Annotated in this window: 19 protein-coding genes and 1 pseudogene; 11 read left to right on the top strand and 9 right to left on the bottom strand. The window is 71.0% G+C overall.

From position 1 onward, the window contains the following. Together ACWGIG_RS11600 and mce are read right to left on the bottom strand one after the other, a co-directional pair. Nucleotides 1–491 (bottom strand): annotated as a pseudogene (locus tag ACWGIG_RS11600) (hypothetical protein); the annotation flags it as partial. A 213-nt stretch (nt 492–704) separates the two neighbouring features. After that, entirely contained in the window at nt 705–1,157 is a 453-nt protein-coding gene (mce, locus tag ACWGIG_RS11595; protein ID WP_453321351.1) for a methylmalonyl-CoA epimerase, read from the bottom strand. Between the two features lie 138 nt (nt 1,158–1,295). On the opposite strand from mce, the gene ACWGIG_RS11590 reads away from it, so the two are divergent. Beyond that, a complete protein-coding gene (locus ACWGIG_RS11590; protein ID WP_453321350.1) occupies nt 1,296–2,501 on the top strand; it encodes an acetyl-CoA C-acetyltransferase in 1,206 nt (401 codons plus the stop codon). A 53-nt stretch (nt 2,502–2,554) separates the two neighbouring features. Then, complete coding sequence (meaB, locus tag ACWGIG_RS11585) at nt 2,555–3,511, top strand: methylmalonyl Co-A mutase-associated GTPase MeaB (protein WP_453321349.1); 957 nt, start codon at nt 2,555–2,557, stop codon at nt 3,509–3,511. A gap of 267 nt (nt 3,512–3,778) precedes the next feature. Here meaB and ACWGIG_RS11580 read toward each other — a convergent pair whose 3' ends face one another. After that, nucleotides 3,779–4,450, bottom strand: a complete 672-nt coding sequence (locus tag ACWGIG_RS11580) for a PepSY domain-containing protein (RefSeq protein WP_453321348.1) — start codon at nt 4,448–4,450, stop codon at nt 3,779–3,781. Between the two features lie 140 nt (nt 4,451–4,590). On the opposite strand from ACWGIG_RS11580, the gene ACWGIG_RS11575 reads away from it, so the two are divergent. Together ACWGIG_RS11575 and ACWGIG_RS11570 are read left to right on the top strand one after the other, a co-directional pair. Then, a complete protein-coding gene (locus ACWGIG_RS11575; protein WP_453321347.1) occupies nt 4,591–5,253 on the top strand; it encodes a response regulator transcription factor in 663 nt (220 codons plus the stop codon). A gap of 2 nt (nt 5,254–5,255) precedes the next feature. Then, nucleotides 5,256–6,695: a sensor histidine kinase gene (locus ACWGIG_RS11570; protein ID WP_453321356.1), complete on the top strand. Its 1,440-nt coding sequence runs from the start codon at nt 5,256–5,258 to the stop codon at nt 6,693–6,695. A gap of 53 nt (nt 6,696–6,748) precedes the next feature. Here ACWGIG_RS11570 and ACWGIG_RS11565 read toward each other — a convergent pair whose 3' ends face one another. The 4 genes from ACWGIG_RS11565 to ACWGIG_RS11550 form a co-directional block, all read right to left on the bottom strand. Continuing rightward, nucleotides 6,749–7,243, bottom strand: coding sequence for a MarR family winged helix-turn-helix transcriptional regulator (locus ACWGIG_RS11565; RefSeq protein WP_453321355.1), 495 nt, complete (start codon nt 7,241–7,243; stop codon nt 6,749–6,751). A gap of 125 nt (nt 7,244–7,368) precedes the next feature. Beyond that, complete coding sequence (locus ACWGIG_RS11560; RefSeq protein ID WP_453321346.1) at nt 7,369–8,154, bottom strand: AIM24 family protein; 786 nt, start codon at nt 8,152–8,154, stop codon at nt 7,369–7,371. Next, complete coding sequence (locus ACWGIG_RS11555; RefSeq protein ID WP_453321345.1) at nt 8,151–8,801, bottom strand: AIM24 family protein; 651 nt, start codon at nt 8,799–8,801, stop codon at nt 8,151–8,153. The genes ACWGIG_RS11560 and ACWGIG_RS11555 overlap by 4 nt, the downstream gene beginning before the upstream one ends. After that, a complete protein-coding gene (locus ACWGIG_RS11550; RefSeq protein WP_453321344.1) occupies nt 8,801–9,439 on the bottom strand; it encodes an AIM24 family protein in 639 nt (212 codons plus the stop codon). The genes ACWGIG_RS11555 and ACWGIG_RS11550 overlap by 1 nt, the downstream gene beginning before the upstream one ends. Before the next feature lie 178 nt (nt 9,440–9,617). Here ACWGIG_RS11550 and ACWGIG_RS11545 point away from each other — a divergent pair, with 178 nt between their 5' ends. From ACWGIG_RS11545 to ACWGIG_RS11515, 7 genes are all read left to right on the top strand, one after another. Next, the gene (locus tag ACWGIG_RS11545) at nt 9,618–9,959 is read left to right on the top strand and encodes a DUF3817 domain-containing protein (RefSeq protein WP_453321343.1); all 342 of its coding nucleotides are present in this window, start codon (nt 9,618–9,620) and stop codon (nt 9,957–9,959) included. Then, a complete protein-coding gene (locus ACWGIG_RS11540; RefSeq protein WP_453321342.1) occupies nt 9,956–10,249 on the top strand; it encodes an MTH1187 family thiamine-binding protein in 294 nt (97 codons plus the stop codon). The genes ACWGIG_RS11545 and ACWGIG_RS11540 overlap by 4 nt, the downstream gene beginning before the upstream one ends. 161 nt (nt 10,250–10,410) lie before the next feature. Beyond that, the gene (locus ACWGIG_RS11535; protein WP_453321341.1) at nt 10,411–11,157 is read left to right on the top strand and encodes a hypothetical protein; all 747 of its coding nucleotides are present in this window, start codon (nt 10,411–10,413) and stop codon (nt 11,155–11,157) included. Next, nucleotides 11,154–11,840 (top strand): DUF4166 domain-containing protein, encoded by a 687-nt coding sequence (locus ACWGIG_RS11530; RefSeq protein WP_453321340.1) that lies wholly within the window; start codon nt 11,154–11,156, stop codon nt 11,838–11,840. The genes ACWGIG_RS11535 and ACWGIG_RS11530 overlap by 4 nt, the downstream gene beginning before the upstream one ends. Then, on the top strand, nt 11,837–12,475 hold the full coding sequence (locus ACWGIG_RS11525; protein ID WP_453321339.1) for a TetR/AcrR family transcriptional regulator: 639 nt from the start codon (nt 11,837–11,839) through the stop codon (nt 12,473–12,475). The genes ACWGIG_RS11530 and ACWGIG_RS11525 overlap by 4 nt, the downstream gene beginning before the upstream one ends. A 347-nt stretch (nt 12,476–12,822) precedes the next feature. After that, nucleotides 12,823–14,709 carry a glycosyltransferase family 2 protein gene (locus ACWGIG_RS11520; RefSeq protein ID WP_453321338.1) on the top strand — a complete coding sequence of 629 codons (1,887 nt, stop codon included), beginning with the start codon at nt 12,823–12,825 and terminating at the stop codon, nt 14,707–14,709. 1 nt (nt 14,710) lies between these two features. Next, complete coding sequence (locus tag ACWGIG_RS11515; protein ID WP_453321337.1) at nt 14,711–16,870, top strand: galactose oxidase-like domain-containing protein; 2,160 nt, start codon at nt 14,711–14,713, stop codon at nt 16,868–16,870. 18 nt (nt 16,871–16,888) lie between these two features. On the opposite strand, the gene ACWGIG_RS11510 is transcribed toward ACWGIG_RS11515, so the two are convergent. Both ACWGIG_RS11510 and ACWGIG_RS11505 read right to left on the bottom strand, forming a co-directional pair. Next, on the bottom strand, nt 16,889–17,941 hold the full coding sequence (locus ACWGIG_RS11510; RefSeq protein WP_453321336.1) for a glycoside hydrolase family 6 protein: 1,053 nt from the start codon (nt 17,939–17,941) through the stop codon (nt 16,889–16,891). A 122-nt stretch (nt 17,942–18,063) separates the two neighbouring features. Next, nucleotides 18,064–19,059: a DUF5937 family protein gene (locus tag ACWGIG_RS11505; RefSeq protein WP_453321354.1), complete on the bottom strand. Its 996-nt coding sequence runs from the start codon at nt 19,057–19,059 to the stop codon at nt 18,064–18,066. Between the last annotated feature and the right edge of the window lie 280 nt (nt 19,060–19,339).

Here is a 19,339-nt window from a genome sequence, read left to right as displayed (position 1 = left end):
GCCTCGGTGCGGGCGCGCAACTGCTCGGCCCAGGCCACGTTCTCGTTGACGTGCGACTCGACGGTCTGCCGACGCTCGGCGAGCTCCTGGTCGAGACGCTGGCGACGGGTGACCGCCTCCTGGTGCAACTCGGCCTGGAGACGGGCCTGGTGCTCCGCGTGCTCCTGGAGGATGCGCTGCGTCTGGGCACGGGCGTCGCGCAGCTCGCGCTCGGCGTCGGTGCGGAGTTGGTCCGCCTGCACCTGGGCGTTGCGGAGCAACTGCTCGGCCTGGTACCCGATGTCCGCCGCGTCGTAGGCAGGACGGGACGCGAGGTTGCGGCGCGCCTCGTGGAGCTTGGCGCGCAACACCTCGACCTGGTAGCCGAGGTCCTCGGCATGCTGGACCGCCTTCTCCCGCTCGGTCTTCAGCCGGTCCATCTCGGCCTCGAACATCGAGAGACTGTCGGACTCAGCCCGCTGAGGGCTCTCCTGGCGTTCGTAGCCCCGCACTGCGCGGTCCCATCCGTCCCCTGGTCGCAACTGTCTGTCGTGACGCTGTAGTCGTACGTGTCGTCGTACGGCCCGCTGGTCGCACGGCCCCACCCTGTCAGCGGGTGGGCCCCCGGGGGAATGGTGTCAGATCAACAGGGGGCCACGAGTCACAGGCCCTCTTCCCGGCCCCGGCCCGGAACGGCTCACTCTACCGGCCGGGTCGGGCGGGAGTCAGTGGTCCTCCTGACTGCTCCCGTGACCGCCCTCGGCCGCGGTGACCAGTTCGGTCAGGACGCCGTGGCAGTCCTTGGGGTGCAGGAAGGTGATCCGGGACCCCATCGAGCCGATGCGCGGCTCGTCGTACAGCACGCGCACACCCTTCGCACGGATGTCGGCGGCGTCGGCGTCGACGTCGGCGGTGCCGAAGGCGATGTGGTGGACGCCCTCGCCGTTCTTGGCGAGCCACTTGCCGACCGCGGAGTCCTCGCGGGTGGGCTCCAGGAGCTGGAGGTAGGTGGCGCCGCCGTCGGACGCCCCGTTGACCCTGATCATGGCCTCGCGGACGCCCTGCTCCTCGTTGATCTCGGAGTGGTACACCTCGAAGCCGTACGTGGCCCGGTAGAACTCGACGGTCTTGTCGAGGTCGTGGCAGGCAATCCCGATGTGATCGATTCGCGTCATCATGCCCTCAGTGCAGCGCGGTTGACGCCGGTTACGCAACGTGCGCGCCGTCACACCGGATGCCCGGTGACGGGCGAGTACGGCGTCAGTACATTCAGGTAAACCCTCGTTCACTCCCAACCTCCCAAGGGGCCGTGCCTCATGCCTGGAACTTCCGGAACGAACACTTCCGTCATCGTCGCGGGTGCGCGGACGCCCATGGGCCGTCTCCTCGGCTCCCTCAAGTCCTTCTCCGGGGCCGACCTCGGCGGCTTCGCGATCAAGGCGGCCATCGAGCGTGCGGGCATCGGTGGCGACCAGGTCCAGTACGTGATCATGGGCCAGGTGCTCACGGCAGGTGCGGGCCAGATCCCCGCCCGCCAGGCGGCCGTCAAGGCGGGCATCCCGATGAACGTCCCGGCCCTGACCGTCAACAAGGTCTGTCTCTCCGGCCTGGACTCCATCGCGCTGGCCGACCAGCTGATCCGCGCGGGCGAGTTCGACATCGTGGTCGCGGGCGGCCAGGAGTCCATGACCAATGCCCCGCACCTGCTGCCGAAGTCCCGCGAGGGCCACAAGTACGGCGCGATCGAGATGATCGACTCGATGGCGTACGACGGCCTGACCGACTCCTTCACCCACCTGCCCATGGGCGAGGCCACCGAGAAGCACAACGCGCTCCTCGGCATCGAGCGCGCCCCGCAGGACGAGTTCGCCGCGGAGTCCCACCAGCGCGCCGCCGCCGCCACGAAGAACGGCGTCTTCGCGGCCGAGATCACCCCCGTCGAGGTCCCGCAGCGCAAGGGCGACCCGGTGCTGGTGTCGACCGACGAGGGCATCAGGGCCGACACCACCGTCGAGGCGCTCGCCAAGCTGCGTCCCGCCTTCGGCAAGGACGGCACGATCACGGCCGGCACGGCCTCGCAGATCTCGGACGGCGCGGCGGCCGTGGTCGTCATGAGCAGGGCCAAGGCCGAGGAGCTGGGCCTGGAGTGGATCGCCGAGATCGGCGCCCACGGCAACGTGGCGGGACCGGACAGCTCCCTCCACTCGCAGCCGTCGAACGCGATCCAGCACGCGCTGGGCAAGGAGGGGATCGGCGTGGACGATCTCGACCTGATCGAGATCAACGAGGCCTTCTCCGCCGTCGCGCTCCAGTCAATGAAGGACCTCGGGGTTTCCCCGGAAAAGGTGAATGTCAACGGCGGTGCGATCGCGCTGGGGCACCCGATCGGCATGTCCGGCGCACGGATGGTGCTGCACCTGGCGCTGGAGCTGAAGCGCCGTGGCGGCGGGGTCGGTGCGGCGGCGCTGTGCGGCGGCGGCGGTCAGGGCGATGCGCTGATCGTGCGCGTACCGGGCAAGTAGTCCTCGCTACCCCTTGTTACGTACGCGCTGACACGACTGAGCGGAGCTGAACGATGCAGGACGTCCCCATGCTGGTGGAACAGGCCCGGGAAGGGCGGCCCAGGGCCGTCGCCCGGCTGATCTCGCTGGTCGAGGGGGCGTCCCCGCAGCTTCGCGAGGTGATGGCGGCGCTGGCGCCGCTGGCGGGCAACGCGTACGTGGTCGGGCTCACGGGGTCGCCCGGAGTCGGCAAGTCGACATCGACGTCGGCGCTGGTGGCGTCGTACCGGCGGACCGGGAAGCGGGTCGCGGTGCTGGCCGTCGACCCCTCGTCCCCCTTCTCCGGCGGCGCGCTGCTCGGCGACCGCATCCGGATGGCCGACCACGCGTCCGACCCCGGCGTCTACATCCGGTCGATGGCGACCCGCGGCCATCTGGGCGGTCTGGCATGGGCCGCCCCGCAGGCGATCCGCGTCCTGGACGCGGCGGGCTTCGACGTGGTGCTCGTCGAGACCGTCGGCGTCGGGCAGTCGGAGGTCGAGATCGCCTCGCAGGCGGACACCTCGGTGGTGCTGCTCGCCCCCGGGATGGGCGACGGGATCCAGGCCGCGAAGGCCGGGATCCTGGAGATCGGCGATGTGTACGTCGTCAACAAGGCGGACCGGGACGGCGCCGACGCCACCGTCCGCGAGCTGAACCACATGCTGGGGCTGGGGGAGTCCCGGGGCCCGGGGGACTGGCGGGCGCCGATCGTGAAGACGGTCGCGGCGCGGGGCGAGGGCATCGACGAGGTCGTCGAGGCGCTGGAGAAGCACCGGGCGTGGATGGAGGAGCACGGGGTGCTGGTCGCGCGACGGGCGGCCCGTGCGGCCCACGAGGTGGAGACGATCGCCGTCACGACGCTGCGGGAACGGATCGGCTCCCTGCGGGGCGACCGGCGGCTCGACGCGCTGGCGGCGCGGATCGTGGCGGGGGAGCTGGATCCGTACGCGGCGGCGGACGAGCTGGTGACGGGGGTCACGGAGGGGTGAGGTTCCCTGCGGGGGCCTTCGGGGTGGGGCGGCACCTGGGCCGTGCGGGCCGACCGCGCCTGCGGCGAGCCTCTGCCCTTCCCCGCTGAGTACATCTGCGGGTGCCGTCGCGGGGAGCTCGCCGCGGGGAAGGTGCTTTTCCTGCGGGTGTGCTGTGGTTGCTCGCGCAGTTCCCCGCGCCCCTGACGGGGCTGCTCGTGGAGTTCGCCTCCCCGGCGGTGGGGCGAAGGGTGGGGGCGAGCGGCGGGGGAGCGGTGCGGACGGCGGTCAGTCGTCCGAGCCGGAGTCCGGGCGCGTGTCGGAGGCGGAGCCGTTCGTGCCCCGGCCGTCGTCCCCGGCGGTCCCGGCGGCACCGTCGTCGGAGGCGTCCGAGGTCCCGGCGGCACCGTCGTCGTCCGAGGTCCCGTCGTCGTCCGAGGTGTCGGGGTCCTGGTCCTTGACGGCCTTCGCCTTGCCCGTCCTGGCGTCCACGTTCACGTCGTGGCCCCGGCCGGCCCTGTCGTGGATCTCGATCTCCCAGTGGCCGTTCTCCAGGTCGGCCTCGGTGACGCTGCCCGGCGTGACCTTGAGGGCGGCCTCCATCGCCTTCCGGATGGTGACGGGCGCGCTCTGCGGGGCGTGCCGGGCGCGGTCGTCGTTGTCGGCGTCGAGGTGCTTGTTCACGACCCTGGAGCCCGCCGGGTCGACCGTGATGTCGTACCACTTGCCGTCCTTGCCGAACACGTCGACGTCCCACTCCCGGCCGTCGTTCTCCAGGTCCACGCCGGTCACGGTGCCGGGGACGGCGGACGCGGCGGTGTCGACGGCCTTCGTCACGCTCGCGCCCGATGCGGGGGCGGCCTTCGGGGCGTCGTCCGACGCCACGCTCAGCGCCGTTGCCGTGCCTGCTCCGGCGAGTACGACGGCGACTGCCGTGACGATGACGAACTTGCGCTTCATGGGGTCCTCCCGAGGTGTGGGATCCGGCTGGAAATCCGGTGGTGCCGCTTGCTACGGACACCAACCTGGACCCCGGATGCTGAACGCCGCCTGAAGCCGCCTGAAGCCCGTTTCAGGTTCGTGCTGCGACCCTGGTCCGCATGCGCCTGTTGATCGTGGAGGACGAGAAGCGGCTCGCGGTGTCCCTGGCCAGGGGGCTCACCGCCGAGGGCTTCGCCGTGGACGTGGTCCACGACGGGCTGGAGGGGCTGCACCTGGCGGGCGAGCACGCGTACGACCTGCTGATCCTCGACATCATGCTGCCGGGGATGAACGGCTACCGGGTCTGCGCCACCCTCCGCGCCGCCGGGAACGACGTGCCGATCCTGATGCTCACCGCGAAGGACGGCGAGTACGACGAGGCGGAGGGGCTGGACACCGGGGCCGACGACTACCTCACCAAGCCCTTCTCGTACGTCGTCCTCCTCGCCCGCATCCGGGCCCTGCTGCGGCGCCGGGGGAGCGCCGGACAGTCCCCGGTACTGACCGTCGGCGCGCTCACCCTCGACACCGCCGCCCGGCGCGTGCACCGGGGCGAGGACGAAGTCACGCTCACGGCGAAGGAGTTCGCCGTGCTCGAACAGCTCGCGCTGCGGCCGGGGGCCGTCGTCAGCAAGGCGGAGATGCTGGAGCACGTCTGGGACTTCGCCTACGACGGCGACCCGAACATCGTCGAGGTCTACATCTCGACCCTGCGCAGGAAGCTGGGCGCCGAGCGCATCCAGACCGTGCGCGGGGCCGGATACCGCCTGGTGGCGCTGTGAGGCTGCGTTCCGTACGGGCCAGGGCCGCCCTCGGGGCCACCGCCGTCGTCGCCGTCGCGCTGATCGCCGCCGGGCTCGCGGTCCTGCTCGTCCTGCGCTCCCACCTCACGGGACAGACCGACCTCCAGTCCGAGGTCGCCGCCCAGGAGGTGGCCTCGCAGGTCGCCCTGGGCGTTCCCTACGGCAGGCTGGAGCTGCCGGACGAGGAGGAGAATCCGGTCCAAGTCCTCAACGAAAAGGGCGAGTTGGTGGCCGTCAGCAAGAAGCTGGAGGCGATCTCGGGTACCGGCAGCGCGCAGGTGAAGCCGGTCGCGCCGGGTCGGGCCCCGGCGGACGGGGACAGCGACGACGACCGGGACGACAGCGGCGACCCCGGCCGCGGCGAGGTCTCGCGCGACGATCCCGCCCACAGCTCCGGCACCGCCACCGTCGACGGCGACACCGCCGACTACCGGTTCGCCGCCGTCGAGGCCACGACCCGCGGCGGTGAGACCGTGACCGTGTACGCGGGGGCGCCGCTCGCCACCGAGCAGACCGCCGTCGAGACCGTGCGCTCCGCGATGCTGGTGGGGCTGCCGGTGCTGCTGGTGGTCGTGGGCGGGGTGACCTGGCTGGTCACCCGGCGGGCGATGCGGCCCGTCGAGGGCATCCGGCGCGAGATGGCCGCCATCACCGCGTCGGAGGACCTTGTCCGCCGGGTGCCCGCGCCCGGCACCGGCGACGAGGTGGACCGGCTCGCCGTCACCACCAACGAGACCCTGGCCGCCCTGGAGCGCTCCGTCGACCGGCAGCGCCGCTTCGTCGCCGACGCCTCGCACGAACTGCGCAGCCCGATCGCCTCGCTGCGGACCCAGCTCGAAGTGGCCGCCGCACACCCGGAGTTGCTCGATCTGGAGGGGGCCGTCGAGGACACCGTACGACTGCAGGACCTGGCCGCCGACCTGCTGCTGCTCGCCCGGCTCGACGCGGGCGAGAAGCCGGGGGCGGCCCGGCTCGACCTGTCCGCGCTCGTACGGAAGGAACTCGCGCAGCGTGCGGAAGGCGAGCGTCATCCGGTGTCGGCGGCGCTGGCGGACGGCCTCGAAGTGGCCGGATCCCGTGGGCAGTTGGCGCGTGTGCTCGGCAATCTGCTCGACAACGCGCAGCGCCATGCGGAGAGTTCGGTCGCGGTGACGTTGCGGAGAGGGGAGGGCGGGCGCGTGGTGCTGGAGGTCGCCGACGACGGGGCGGGGGTGCCGGAGGCCGAGCGGGAGCGGATCTTCGAGCGGTTCGTCCGGCTCGACGACGCGCGGAGCCGGGACGACGGCGGGGCCGGTCTCGGTCTGGCCATCGCCCGGGACGTCGCGCACCGGCACGGTGGAACGCTGACGGTGCGTCAGGCACAGGGCGGCGGCGCGGTGTTCACGCTCGTACTGGCCGGTCTGCAGGAGTCCGGCCGGTAGTGGTCCGGTCCGTGGCGGTCCGGCTGCGGGGCGCTGTCCGGCCCCCGGGCCCGTCAGGCCTTGCCGCGCCTGCCGCGCAGTTCCTCCGTCATCGGGGTGAGGGAGTCGCGCAGCCGGAGCAGCTCCTCCGGTGGCATCGTGTCGATGAAGTGGCGGCGCACGGACGCCACGTGGTGCGGGGCGACCTTCTGCATCACCGCGCCGCCCTGCTCGGTGAGGACCGCGTACAGCCCGCGCCGGTCCGATTCGCAGTTCTCGCGGCGGACCAGGCCCGCGGTCTCCATGCGGGTGATCTGGTGCGAGAGGCGGCTCTTGGACTGGAGGGTGGCAGCCGCCAGGTCGCTCATCCGCAGCCGCTTGTCGGCGGACTCGGAGAGGTTGACCAGGATCTCGTAGTCGTTGTTGGTCAGACCGAACGGCTGGAGGTCCTTCTCCAGCTGGTGCATCAGCAGCTTGCTGGCGTCCAGCCAGGTGCGCCAGGCGCACTGTTCGGCGTCGCTGAGCCAGGGGGCGGCGGCAGTGCCGTCGAAGGGGGGTTCGCTGTCCATGGTGGGCATGGTCGGATTCTACCTAAGAAGTTGAATACTGGACAAAGTCTGGGAGTGTGACTCCGGGCACCCCCGGGCGCCGAACGGGCGTCCGCAGTGGTGCGTCACGCTCCGCAGACTACCGCTCACAGTCCGAACCGGCGCTGGAGGTCCCCCAGTTGACCCGGCAGACGCGGACTGGAGCCCTGGCCCCCGGCCGGACCGCCGCTGCCCGGGACCCCCGCATTCTGCCCCGCGCCGGCGCCCACCGCGCCCACGGCCTGCTCTGCCATCAGCAGCTCGGTCGACTGGAGCAGCACGGTGCCCGACCCGACGAACTCGAACTGGTGCTCCTCGCCGGACGCCCCGCCGATCCCGGTCATCGCCCGCAGACCGCCCAGGAGCCCTGCCATGTACCCGTGGTCGTAGTGGTGGCAGGGCGAGGGGCAGTCCGCCCAGCCGACCAGGGCCTGCGGGTCGACGCGGATCGGCGGCTCCATGAAGACGACCGGGCCGTTGGACGCGGCGACGAACTTGCCCGTACCGATCAGGGTGAGGAAGCCCGGCACGATCGACTGCTTCAGCGCGAGGGTGGGCTGGTAGGCGAGGAGGTTGCCCGCGCGGATCGTCAGGTTGCCCTCCTCCAGGTCGAAGGAGTTCACGTCGAAGGCGCGGTCGGCCAGCAGCATCTTGCCGCTGCCCTCGGCGACCACCCAGTCACTGGCGTGCAGCGGCGAGTGGAAGGAGGTCCGCATCAGCCGGTCGAAGCGGCCGTGGCCGATGCCGTTGAACTCGATCTGCCCGTAGTAGGCGATCATCTTGCCCTTCTGCAGGAACCACTGGCTCCCCTTGAGCTCCACGCAGAAGGTGTACGCATTGACGTTGTCGTCCGAGGGGAGGGTGTGCGGGTCGAGCACTACGGGGCCGGTCACAGCTTCTCCTCGGATGCCTGGACGTACACCGCGCCTTGGCCGGACAGCTCCAGCTGGAACGCCTCGCCCGAGCCGCGTCCCACCATGTCGCGCCAGCCGAGCGCGGTCGACAGCTTGTTGGTGACGTCCCCGTGGTGGGCGACGTACGCCTGCGGGTCGACGTGCACCGGGCGCTGCGGGGTGATCGGCAGCTCGATGACGCCGCCGTGCGCCATGACGGCGACCGCGCCGTGGCCCTTGAGAGTGGTGGTGAAGAGGCCCTGGCCCGTGACCTGGCCGCGCACCATGCCCATGACCCCGCCCTGCGAGCCCATGAACATCGTGCCCTGCTGGAGGGCCCCGTCGAAGGCGAGGAGGCGGTCCGCCTCCACGTACAGGGTGTCCCCGGCGAGGGTGATCACCTGGATGTGGTGGCCGCCGTGGCCGAACATCACGGTGCCGCTGCCCTCGACCGTCATCAGGGGGGTCGCCTCGTTCGCGACCCTGCGGCCGATCATCGACATGACGCCGCCCTGGCCGCCCTGGATGTTCGGGGTGAACGACACGTCGCCCTTGTAGGCGAGCATCGCGCCGCGCTGGCTGTACATCTTCTGGCCCGGCTGCACCTGCGCCTCGACCATCCGGGCATTGATCTCGCGGAACGGCATCAGACGTCGCCCCCGACGGTGTTGCGTTCGCTGGGCTGGACGTACACCAGGCCCTCGCCCTCGAATCGGATCTGGAAGGCCTCGCCGGAGCCCTCGCCGATGAGGGTCCGGAAGTTCACCCCGGACTGGAAGGACTGGTTGAGGTTGCCGGTGTGCGCGACGTACGCGCCGGGGTCGACCTGGAGCGGGTACTGGGGCGTCACCCGCAGCACGACCGCCTGGCCGTCGGAGGTGAGGGCCGCCTGGCCGTGTCCCTCCACGGTCGTGGTGAACAGACCGTTCCCGCTCGCGCCGCCGCGCAGCCCGGTGAAGGTGGTGCCGGTGCGCAGCGAGGCGTCCGTGCACAGCAGGTTGCTGGACTCGACGTACAGCTTCTCGCCGGTCAGACTCACCAGGTTGATCTCGCTGGCGCGGTCGGCGAAGTAGCACGTGCCGTGCCCCTTCGCCTCCATCACCGTCATCTGTTCGCCGGTGAGGCGGCGGGTCACCATGCCGCGCACGCCTTCGCCGCCGCCGGTCATCTTCTTGAAGGCGATCTGGCCGTCGTACGCCACCATGGAGCCGTTTTTCGCCTTGACGGCGTCCCCGGTCATGTCGACGGCGAGCACCTTGCTGCCTTGGAGTCTGAACTGAGCCACGGGTCGAAGGTATCCGGCGGACGTCCCCGGGACCAGCGCCTTCCGGCCGATCCCGCCCCCGAACCGACCCTGAGCCAAAGGTTGGCAAAGCCGGATGCCACAATGGTTCCGCGCTTGTGCATACGTTCACAAGATCGCGCCCCCGCTGCCAGTCCCCGATGACGAAGGTTGCCCTTCCGTGGATCTCAAGACCGCTTCCGCACTCCGCCGCCTCCGCCTGGTCTCCGCCCCCGAGGCGGTGTCCTTCCTGCTGCTGCTCGTCTGCTCGGTGCTCAAGCGCACCACGGAGTTCAACGCGGTACCGGCCATGGGTGCGATCCACGGCCTCCTCTTCGTGCTGTACGTCCTCTTCTGGGCGGACGCGTGGAACAGGACCAAGTGGTCGCTGAAGACCGCCGCCTTCTACTTCGTGATGTCGGTCCTGCCGACCGGCGGCTTCTTCGCCGAGCGCAAGCTCAAGGCCGAGGCCGAGCACGCCGTGATCGCCGCCCGCGCCCGCAAGGAAGCGGCCGCCGCATGATCGTCGCCTTCTCCGTCACGCCGCTGGGCGTGGGCGAGGACGTCGGGGAGTACGTCGCCGACGCCGTGCGCGTGGTCCGGGAGTCCGGGCTGCCGAACCGTACGGACGCGATGTTCACCTCGATCGAGGGGGAGTGGGACGAGGTCATGGACGTGATCAAGCGCGCCGTGGCCGCCGTGGAGGCGCGGGCGCCGCGCGTCTCCGTCGTCCTGAAGGCGGACATCCGCCCGTCGGTCACCGACGGGCTGGCCTCCAAGGTCGAGACGGTGGAGCGGCATCTGTCCGCCTGATCCGCCGGTATTCACCTGGGAAAACCCCTGGCCGGAAGGCCAGGGGTTTTTTGCTGCCCCGATTTTGAGCAGTCGCTCAAAGAGGGGTTGAGCGACTGCTCAAAAAGGCGTACCTTCCATTTTGAGCAGTCGCTCAAATCGTCGGTCCGTGGGGTGGACACATGAAGCAGCTGTACGTCGAGGCGCTGATCCGCGCCGATCAGGAACTCCTCTGGGAGCGCACCCAGGAACCCGCCCAGCACCAGCGCTGGGACCTGCGCTTCACCGAGATCGACCACCTGCCGCGCCCCGACGAGAGCGAGCCGCAGCGCTTCCGGTACGCCACCAAGGTGCTGCCCTTCCTCACCGTCGCCGGGACCGGCGTCTCGGCGGGGGAGCGGCACCGCCCCGACGGCACCCGCACCTCCGCCCTGCGCTTCGCCTCCTCGCACCCGCTCTCGCTCCTCGCGGAGGGCAGCGGCTACTGGCGGTACGTGCCGACGCCGGACGGAATCCGCTTCTTCACCGGGTACGACTACCGGCCGCGGTGGGGGCGGTTCGGGAAGGCGGCCGACCGGCTGCTGTTCCGGCCGCTCATGGGGTGGGCCACCGCCTGGTCCTTCGACCGGCTGCGGATCTGGCTGGAGCGGGGGACGAGCCCGGCGCGTTCGCTGGTCAGGGCGCTGGCCGAGCTGACGCTCCGGATCGCAGTCGCCGTCCTCGCGGTCGTCCTGGCGGGCAGCGGGCCCGCGCTCGCCGTCCACGTGCCCGAACTCGCGGGCGGCGCCCCCGTGCTCGCGGCGGTGCTCCTCGTGGCGGCGGTCCTCCTGCCGCCGCTGCCCGGCACGCCCGCCGCACGGCGCTGCCTGCGCACCCCGCCCGCCCCGGTCCGTACCCCCGCGATCCTCACCACCCTGGAGCAGGCATGAACGCCTCCGTCTTCCGCACATCCATGGGCGACGACACCTTCGACCGCCTCCACCCCATGCTCCAGCGCCGCTTCTCCGTCGGCCTGGACAGCGGCGAGGCGTGCGTGGGGCGGGGCGTCATGGACCGGATCTGGCACGGTCCCGGCTTCGTACGGCCGTTCCTGAAGCTCGGTGCGACCCGCAACATCCTCGTCCCCGAGACCGGACGGCACGTCCCCTTCGTCATCGAGAACGTCCCGTACCTCGACTCGTACGGCCGGGAAACCGTCACCTTCGTGCGGACCTTCCACCTCCCCGGCGGCCCCCGCCGCTTCGACGCCACCATGATCTACAGCCCCGAGCGCGCCTGCGTCCTCGACTACCTCGGCACCCACCAGCACCTGGCCAGCGACCTCCACTTCTCCGCCGACCCGGCGGGCGGCCTGGTCATCCGCTCCGGCGAGCACCGCTTCCGCGAGGGCCCGCTGGACGTCCGTGTCCCGCACCTCCTCGGCGGCGACGCCGAGGTCAGGGAGGACTACGACGACTGGACAGGGCGCTTCCGGATCCGTGTCAGGGTGGTCAACCGGCGGTTCGGCCCGCTCTTCGGGTACGAGGGGTCCTTCCGGGCCGCCTTCATGAACGCGACAGCGCACGGCATACGGCCGGGGCTGCGCCCGATCCGCGAGGAGGCCCGCGCGTGAGTGCGGCGGAAACCAGGGAGAAACTGCTGGTGGGGGCGTTGCGTACGCTCGCGGAGCAGGGCATCGCCAAAACGTCGGCGCGCACCGTCGCGGCCACGGCCGGGGTGAATCAGGCGCTGGTCTTCTACCACTTCGGCTCCGTCGACGAACTCCTCGCCGCCGCCTGCCGGCACGGCGCCGAACAGCGCGTCGCCCGCTACCGGCCGCAACTGGCCGCCGTCACCACCCTCACCGAGCTCCTCGCCTTCGGCCGGGTCATGCACGAGGAGGAGAAGCGCGGCGGCCACGTCGCCTTCCTCGGCCAGCTCCTGGCCGGCGCGCAGACCCAGCCGGGGCTCGCCCCGGCGACCGCCGCCGGGCTCGACCTGTGGGTGGAGGAGATCGAGAAGGTGCTCGCCCGGGTGCTCGAAGGCAGCCCGATGGGCGAGTTCACCGACCCGGCCGGGCTCGCCCGTGCCGTGGCCGCCGCCTTCATCGGTCTTGAGCTGTACGAGGGCGTGGACGAGGCGGGCGCGATGAGCGCGCTGGACGCGCTGGAGCAGTTGGCGGGGCTGGTCGGGGCGCTGGAGGAGCTGGGGCCTGTTGCTCAGCGGGCGGTGAGGATGCGGCTGCGCAAGGTTCGTCGGCAGGGATAGGCGGTCCGCGTGGCTCGGCGGGCCGTCGCGCAGGTAGTTGCGGTCGCTGGATGTGCCGCGAGACCGTCGTTGATCTGCGGCGGCGTCGTGGCTGGTCGCGCCCACGCGGCGGAGCCGCAAATCCGGTACAGCCCCGCGCCCCTTCAGGGCGCCGTCGTGGCTGGGCGTGCCCGCGCGGCGGAGCCGCAAATCCGGTACAGCCCCGCGCCCCTTTGGGGCGCTCCCGTGGGGCGTCGCGTAGGTAGTTGCGGTCCCTCCATCGGACTTCTCGAGTCGCAGGGTGCGTCAATCTGCCCTTTTGTTGGACTTGTGAGGTATGGGCCTCACGGAACCAGCTTGGAGGCAGTGTGTTGCCGGAGGGCTACGACTACGAGAAGCACAGCCGCCTCGCCGGGCCGCTCACGGACCCGGGGGCGGGCCCCTACACGGTCCAGTACACGAGCCTGCTCTCCAAGGAGCCCCACCGAATACGAGCCGTCCTCCTCATGACGCTCGCCCCGCTGCTCTCGGCGGTGCTGCTGGCGTACCTGGTCTGGCCCTCGCACTGGACCGAGCGGGAGAACGCCGACCCCTGGCTGGTCCGCGCCGACTACACGATGCTCGCCGCGATCGCTTTCATCATGTTCTTCATGCTGCTGAACGTGGTGTCGATCTCGCACGCCACGATGGTCGCCCGCGACCCGGTCCCGGTCACCGCCGAGAAGGGCACCCGCGTCGCGTTCCTCACGACGTACGTCCCCGGCAAGGAACCCCTCGCCATGGTCCGGGCCACCCTTGAGGGCGCGATCGGGGTGCGGCACGACGGGCCGTTCGACGTCTGGCTGCTCGACGAGGGCGACGACCCCGCGGCGAAGGCGCTCTGCGAAGAGCTGGGCGTGCGCCACTTCACCCGCAAAGGCATCCCGGACTGGAACCAGAAGAAGGGCCCGCACCGCGCGAAGACCAAGCACGGCAACTACAACGCCTGGCTGGCCATGCACGGCGACTCCTACGACTACTTCGCCTGCGTCGACACCGACCACGTCCCGCTGCCCAACTACCTGGAGCGGATGCTCGGTTACCTCCGCGACCCCGACGTGGCCTTCGTCGTCGGCCCGCAGGTGTACGGCAACTACACCGCCGCCGTCACCAAGGCCGCCGAGTCGCAGCAGTACCTCTTCCACGCGCTCATCCAGCGGGCCGGCAACCGCTATCGCGCGCCCATGTTCGTCGGCACCAACAACGTCGTCCGGGTCGCCGCCCTGACCCAGATCGGCGGTCTGTACGACTCGATCACCGAGGACATGGCGACCGGCTTCGAGCTGCACCGCCGCAGGAACCCGCGCACCAACCACTTCTGGCGCTCGGTCTACACCCCCGACGTGCTCGCGGTCGGTGAGGGCCCGGCGTCCTGGACGGACTTCTTCACCCAGCAGATGCGCTGGTCCAGGGGCACGTACGAGACGGTGTTCAAGCAGTTCTGGAAGGCGCCCTTCCGGGTTCCGCCGGGCCGTCTCCTCAACTACGGCCTGATGCTCGTCTACTACCCCATGACGGCGGTCAACTGGCTGCTCGGCATCCTCAGCTGCGTCCTCTTCCTCTGGTTCGGGGCGTCCGGCACCCAGGTCTCCACCTCGGTCTGGCTGATGCTCTACAGCGACGCCGTCGCCCTCCAGATCTGCCTCTACCTGTGGAACCGCCGCCACAACGTCTCGCCGCACGAGCCCGAGGGATCCGGCGGACTGGCCGGCATGGCGATGTCCGCGATCTGTGCGCCGATCTACCTCAAGTCGCTGGGCGCGGCCCTGGTCGGCAGGCGCGGCCGGTTCGTCGTCACCCCCAAGGGCGGCGAGGCCAGCCCGGACCGGCTGCTGACCTTCCGTATCCACCTCTTCTGGGCAGCGGTGATCATCGCGTCCCTGTGGGCGTCCGTGCACTACGGGCACACGCACGCGGCGATGCGCACCTGGGCCGTACTGGCGCTGATCATCTCGCTCGCGCCGGTCGCGCTGTGGATCGGGAGCAGGTACGCGGAGCGCCGTACGAGCCCCGAGCGCAGCGGTACGAGCCCGCAGCGCGCGCGCACGCACGTCGACGTGGCACCGGAGCCGGCGCCCGCCGCAGGGACCCCCGCCCCGGTCACGGCCAAGGCGACCGCTGCCGCCACCGGTAAGGCAGCCACTGCCAGTCCCGCCACCGCCGGTGCAGTCACCGCCACCGCGGCCACCGCCAACGCCACCACCGGAAGGGAGTGACATGACCGACCGCCCGGCCGACAAGGCGCCCGAGGGATCCGAGCCCTCCGAGCCGTCCGAGCAGCCCGAGCCCTCCCCGCGGCCCGAGCCCGCCAAGCAGTCCGAACAGTCCGAGCAGGCCGAACAGCCCGGGAAGCCCGGTGAGTCCGGTGAGCCCGGGAAGCCGGGTGAGTCCGGGAACCGCGGTGAGTCCGAGGCCCCGGGGGTGCCCCAGGGCAAGAAGCCCAAGAAGCTCAGGAACACCCTCCTCGGCGGTGGCGCCGTCGTCCTGCTCATCGGCCTCAACGCCCCCGCGGCGCTGGACTTCGCGCAGGAGAAGTACCACGCGTACAAGATCGCCCAGCCCGACTACAAGGCGGAGTTCGGCTCCTGGGACCTGCGAGACGTCCCCGGCGAGTACCAGCTGAACGCCATTCACGCGGCCCTCCTGTACACCGGCAAGGTGCTCCTCATCGCGGGCTCCGGCAACGACCAGAAGAAGTTCGACTCCGGGACCTTCGACACCGTCCTGTGGGACCCGAAGAAGAACACCTTCAAGAAGATCCCCACCCCCGAGGACTTCTTCTGCGCCGGGCACGCCCAACTCCCGGACGGGCAGCTCCTGGTGGCGGGCGGCACCGCGCGCTACGAGGTCCTGGACGACAAGATCTCCCGGGCCGGCGGCGGCATGCGCGTCAAGAACGAGTCCCCGGACAAGCCCATCACCCTCAAGAAGGGCACCCGCTTCCGCTCCCCGTCGGGCGTCGAGTACGTGTCGAAGTTCGACGTCACGGTCCCCAGGGCCAAGCGCGACTTCAAGATCGGCTACTTCGCGTCGGGCCAGATGAAGCCGTGGGAGACGAAGGTGACGGCCGCCGAGTCGCGCGTCTTCGTCGAGGCCGTGAAGGAGGGCGCGGGCGCGCTCACCACGCAGGCCGCGCAGTACGAGATCGTGGGCCTGTCGGCCCAGGATGCGGACAACGTCTACGGGCTCGCCCAGAAGATCACCACCGAGAAGCAGGACTTCCAGGGCATCAAGGCGGCGTACGAGTTCGACCCCAAGGCCGAGAAGTACGTCCCGGTGGCGCCCATGAAGGACGCCCGCTGGTACCCGACGCTGACCACGCTCGAAGACGGCAAGGTCCTCGCCGCCTCCGGCCTCAACGACGTCGGCGACGTGGTTCCCGGCGACAACGAGATCTACGACCCCAAGACCAAGAAGTGGGGCAAGGGGCCCTTCCGCTACTTCCCCACCTACCCCGCGCTCTTCCTCACCAAGGGCGGCAAGCTCTTCTACTCCGGCTCCAACGCGGGCTACGGCCCCGCACTGAAGGGCCGCGAGCCGGGCCTGTGGGACGTGGAGACCAACAAGTTCACCAAGGTCGGCGGCATGACCGACCAGGACCAGCTGGAGACCTCGGCGTCCGTCCTGCTGCCGCCCGCGCAGGACCAGAAGGTGATGGTGCTCGGCGGCGGCGGCGTCGGCGAGTCCGACAAGGCGACCGCCCGCACCGCGATCGCCGACCTCAAGGCCGACAACCCGGCGTTCAGGACCGGCCCGCAGCTCGCCCAGGGCACCCGCTACCTCTCCAGCGTCCTGATGCCCGACGACTCCGTCTTCACCAGCGGCGGCTCGAAGGACTACCGGGGCCGGAGCGCCAGCGACATCCTGACGGCGCAGTTCTACGACCCCAGGACCAATTCCTTCCGCGACGCGGCCGAGCCGACGGTCGGCCGCAACTACCACTCCGAGGCGCTGCTCCTGCCCGACGGCCGCATCGCCACCTTCGGCTCCGACCCGCTCTACGGCGACGAGGACAACACCAAGCTCGGCACCTTCGAGCAGCGTGTGGAGATCTTCACCCCGCCGTACCTGGAGAAGGGCAGGGACCGTCCGGTCCTCGACGGCGGCCCCGACGCCTTCTCCTCCGACGACTCGGCGACGTACCGGACCAAGGACGCCGACCGGATCGTCAAGGCGCGCCTCATGCGTCCCAGCGCCGTCACCCACACCACCGACGTCGAGCAGCGTTCGATCGAACTCGGCCTCAAGAAGGACAGGGACGGGGTGACGGTGACGGTGCCGGACGACCGCACGCTGGTCCCGGCGGGCTGGTACATGCTCTTCGTCACGGACAAGGAAGGCGTGCCGTCCGAGGCGAAGTGGATTCAGGTCAAGTGAGCGTCTTTGTACGGTGGTTCACCGGGACTTGCGCGCCAGCCCGAGTGCGTAGTCCGGCCACCAGGTCCCCGCGGCGGGACCGCCCCGGCACTCTCCGTCCGAGTCGCCGGGGCGCTTGATCCACAGGTACGCGTCGAGCAGTGCGTCCCCCGTCCGGTCGGTGGGCGGCTTGCCGAGCGCCCGGCCGGGCGGGTTGCACCAGGCGTCGGCGCGCGAGCCCGGCAGCGGGCCGTCGCCGTTCCTGCTGGAGTCGACGACGAAGTGGGCGCCGCCGAGCAGCCCGGACAGCTTCGCCCCGTACGCCCTGACCGCGTCGTCGCGCTGGAAGTTCGACACGTTCAGCGAGAACCCGTCGGCCTTCCCGATCCCCGCCCGCTTCAGCGGGTCGACGATCTTCCCGGCGTCCTTGATCCAGTCCGGATTCCCCGCGTCCAGATAGACCCTCGTGTTCGGCTGCTGCTTCAGCCGGACGATCGCCTGCGACAGCAGCCGGCTGCGCTCGTCGTGGTCCTCGACGGGGGTGCAGCCGTCGACGATGTGCGGGACGGCGTCGGGCTCCAGGATCACCGTCGCGTCCGCGCCGCCGATGGCCTTCGCGAAGGCGTCCAGCCAGCCGAGGTAGGCGTTGCTGTCGGCCGCGCCGCCCGCGCTGTGCTGGCCGCAGTCGCGGTGCGGGATGTTGTACGCGACGAGGACGGCGGTCCGCCCCTCCCCGGCGGCGCCGGCGGTGACCCGCTGGACGTCCGGCACCGGGTTGTCCCCGGCGGGCCAGTTCGCGACCGGCCGCTCGGAGATCTTCCTGAGCTGGTCCGCCTCGTCGGTACGCCCCTGGGCGGTCCACTCCTTGACCTGGCGGGCGGCGCTGGAGTCGGGGTCGACCCAGAAGGGGGAGGTGTCGGCGGCCGGTCCTGCCGTCCTCTGAGCCGTTCCCGATGCGTCCGGCCTGTCCGGTTCCCCGGCGGGGTCGGGGGACGAGCACCCGGCGGTGGCACCGATCGGGCCGACCAGGCCGATCACAGCGGTCGCGAACACGGTCGACGTACGCGTACGGAAGATCCTTCGGCCGGACATCCAGCCCCCTCGGGACGACTGCTGACGGGCGAAACGGGACGCCCAATCGTGACATAACGGCTGGTTTGTACGGGGTTACGACCCGTGTTCGTGCGGGGGGGGCGACCCGCTCCTCGGTGTGGTCACGAGCCGGTGGCGAGGGCGATTCCCAGTGGTGTCCGCTCGTACAGCACCTGGTGTCCGTACCGCCGGGACACCAGCAGCCCCGCACCGCGCAGTGCGGCGAGGTGCGCGGAGACGGACGACGCGGCGAGGCCGAGGCGCAGGGCGAGGGCGGAGGTGGAGGCGGGCTCGTCGAGCGCGCACAGGACGTCGGCCCGGCCCCGGCCGAGGAGCCGGGCGAGGGCGGCGGGGGTGCCGGCCCCTTCCGGCTGCTCGGCCCACAGCCCGCCGATGCCCCGCACCGGGTACGCGAGGGCGGGCTGCCACGGCGCTTCGAATCCCGTCACCAGGGTCGGCCAGCAGAACACGCTCGGCATCAGCACCACACCTCGGCCTTCGAGCGGCTGCCGTTCCTCCCAGCCCGCCCGGGTGGTGAGGGTGAGGGTGGGCGGGGCCCAGGCCAGCTTGGGATGCAGTTCGGCGAAGAGGGCTTCGAGGCCGCCCCGGGTGAGGCGTCGGGAGTGGAAGAGGATGTCCGCGTCGAAGAGGGTGCGCAGGCGGGGCCAGTCCGGCTCGATCAGCCGCCGCCAGACCGCCTCCAGCAGCTCGGTCAACTCCCGTACGGTCTCTGCCGGTTGATCCAGCATCGCCCGCCCCGCCGGGCTGTCGGCGGCGCCCGGCATGTTCGCGAACGTCCGCACCATCTCCGCCCGGGCGGCGAGGGGATCGATTTCGCGGACGGCCGCGATCTCGTCCTCGAAGGAGGCGGCGGGGCCGATGGGCGGCGGCCCGATGAAGGTCGGTGCGTACCCGCGCTCGGGCATCAGCCGCCACAGTGGCCGCAGGTCCAACTCCCTCGCGGCGTCACGGATCCGCCGCAGCCAGGGCTGGTGCGGATGCTGATGCCGCGAGGGGTGCGCGAGCAGGCGCACGGCTTCCTGCGTCTCCCAGAGGGGAGAAACGGCGAACCGGATCCGCGTGAGGTCGCCTTCGCCGAAGTCGAGGTGGTAGGCGATTTTGACCTCCGGCGGGTGGGGGGGAGGGGCGTGGGGCGTGGCGGCGTGGGGCGTGGCAGCGTGGGCAATTCGGTGCGTGGTCTTCGTGCGGGTGCGTCGTGGCTGGTCGCGCAGTTCCCCGCGCCCCCAAATGCCTGCCCCCGCGCCCCTGGCCTCCTTGGGCAGCGGGGAGGGCGAGCAAGGGGGCCCGCGCGGAGTGCGCCCCCTTCGCGACCGCACACTCCTGCAACATTCGCCCAGTGGCGAAAGACTACTCCTGCTCCCACCCCGCTGCCACGCT

It is taken from the genome of Streptomyces sp. NPDC054863 (assembly GCF_053610825.1).
Note: the sequence above shows the minus strand (reverse complement) of the source record. Positions and strands in the feature narration are given on the sequence as shown.

Excerpts from the sequence above, each read along its gene's own strand:
- ACWGIG_RS11510 (WP_453321336.1), bottom strand. The coding sequence starts at position 17,941 with ATGTCCGGCCGAAGGATCTTCCGTACGCGTACGTCGACCGTGTTCGCG.
- ACWGIG_RS11580 (WP_453321348.1), bottom strand. The coding sequence starts at position 4,450 with ATGAAGCGCAAGTTCGTCATCGTCACGGCAGTCGCCGTCGTACTCGCC.
- ACWGIG_RS11530 (WP_453321340.1), top strand. The coding sequence starts at position 11,154 with ATGAACGCCTCCGTCTTCCGCACATCCATGGGCGACGACACCTTCGAC.
- ACWGIG_RS11575 (WP_453321347.1), top strand. The coding sequence starts at position 4,591 with ATGCGCCTGTTGATCGTGGAGGACGAGAAGCGGCTCGCGGTGTCCCTG.
- ACWGIG_RS11535 (WP_453321341.1), top strand. The coding sequence starts at position 10,411 with ATGAAGCAGCTGTACGTCGAGGCGCTGATCCGCGCCGATCAGGAACTC.
- ACWGIG_RS11590 (WP_453321350.1), top strand. The coding sequence starts at position 1,296 with ATGCCTGGAACTTCCGGAACGAACACTTCCGTCATCGTCGCGGGTGCG.
- ACWGIG_RS11540 (WP_453321342.1), top strand. The coding sequence starts at position 9,956 with ATGATCGTCGCCTTCTCCGTCACGCCGCTGGGCGTGGGCGAGGACGTC.
- meaB (WP_453321349.1), top strand. The coding sequence starts at position 2,555 with ATGCAGGACGTCCCCATGCTGGTGGAACAGGCCCGGGAAGGGCGGCCC.
- ACWGIG_RS11565 (WP_453321355.1), bottom strand. The coding sequence starts at position 7,243 with ATGGACAGCGAACCCCCCTTCGACGGCACTGCCGCCGCCCCCTGGCTC.
- mce (WP_453321351.1), bottom strand. The coding sequence starts at position 1,157 with ATGATGACGCGAATCGATCACATCGGGATTGCCTGCCACGACCTCGAC.
- ACWGIG_RS11515 (WP_453321337.1), top strand. The coding sequence starts at position 14,711 with ATGACCGACCGCCCGGCCGACAAGGCGCCCGAGGGATCCGAGCCCTCC.
- ACWGIG_RS11555 (WP_453321345.1), bottom strand. The coding sequence starts at position 8,801 with ATGCCGTTCCGCGAGATCAATGCCCGGATGGTCGAGGCGCAGGTGCAG.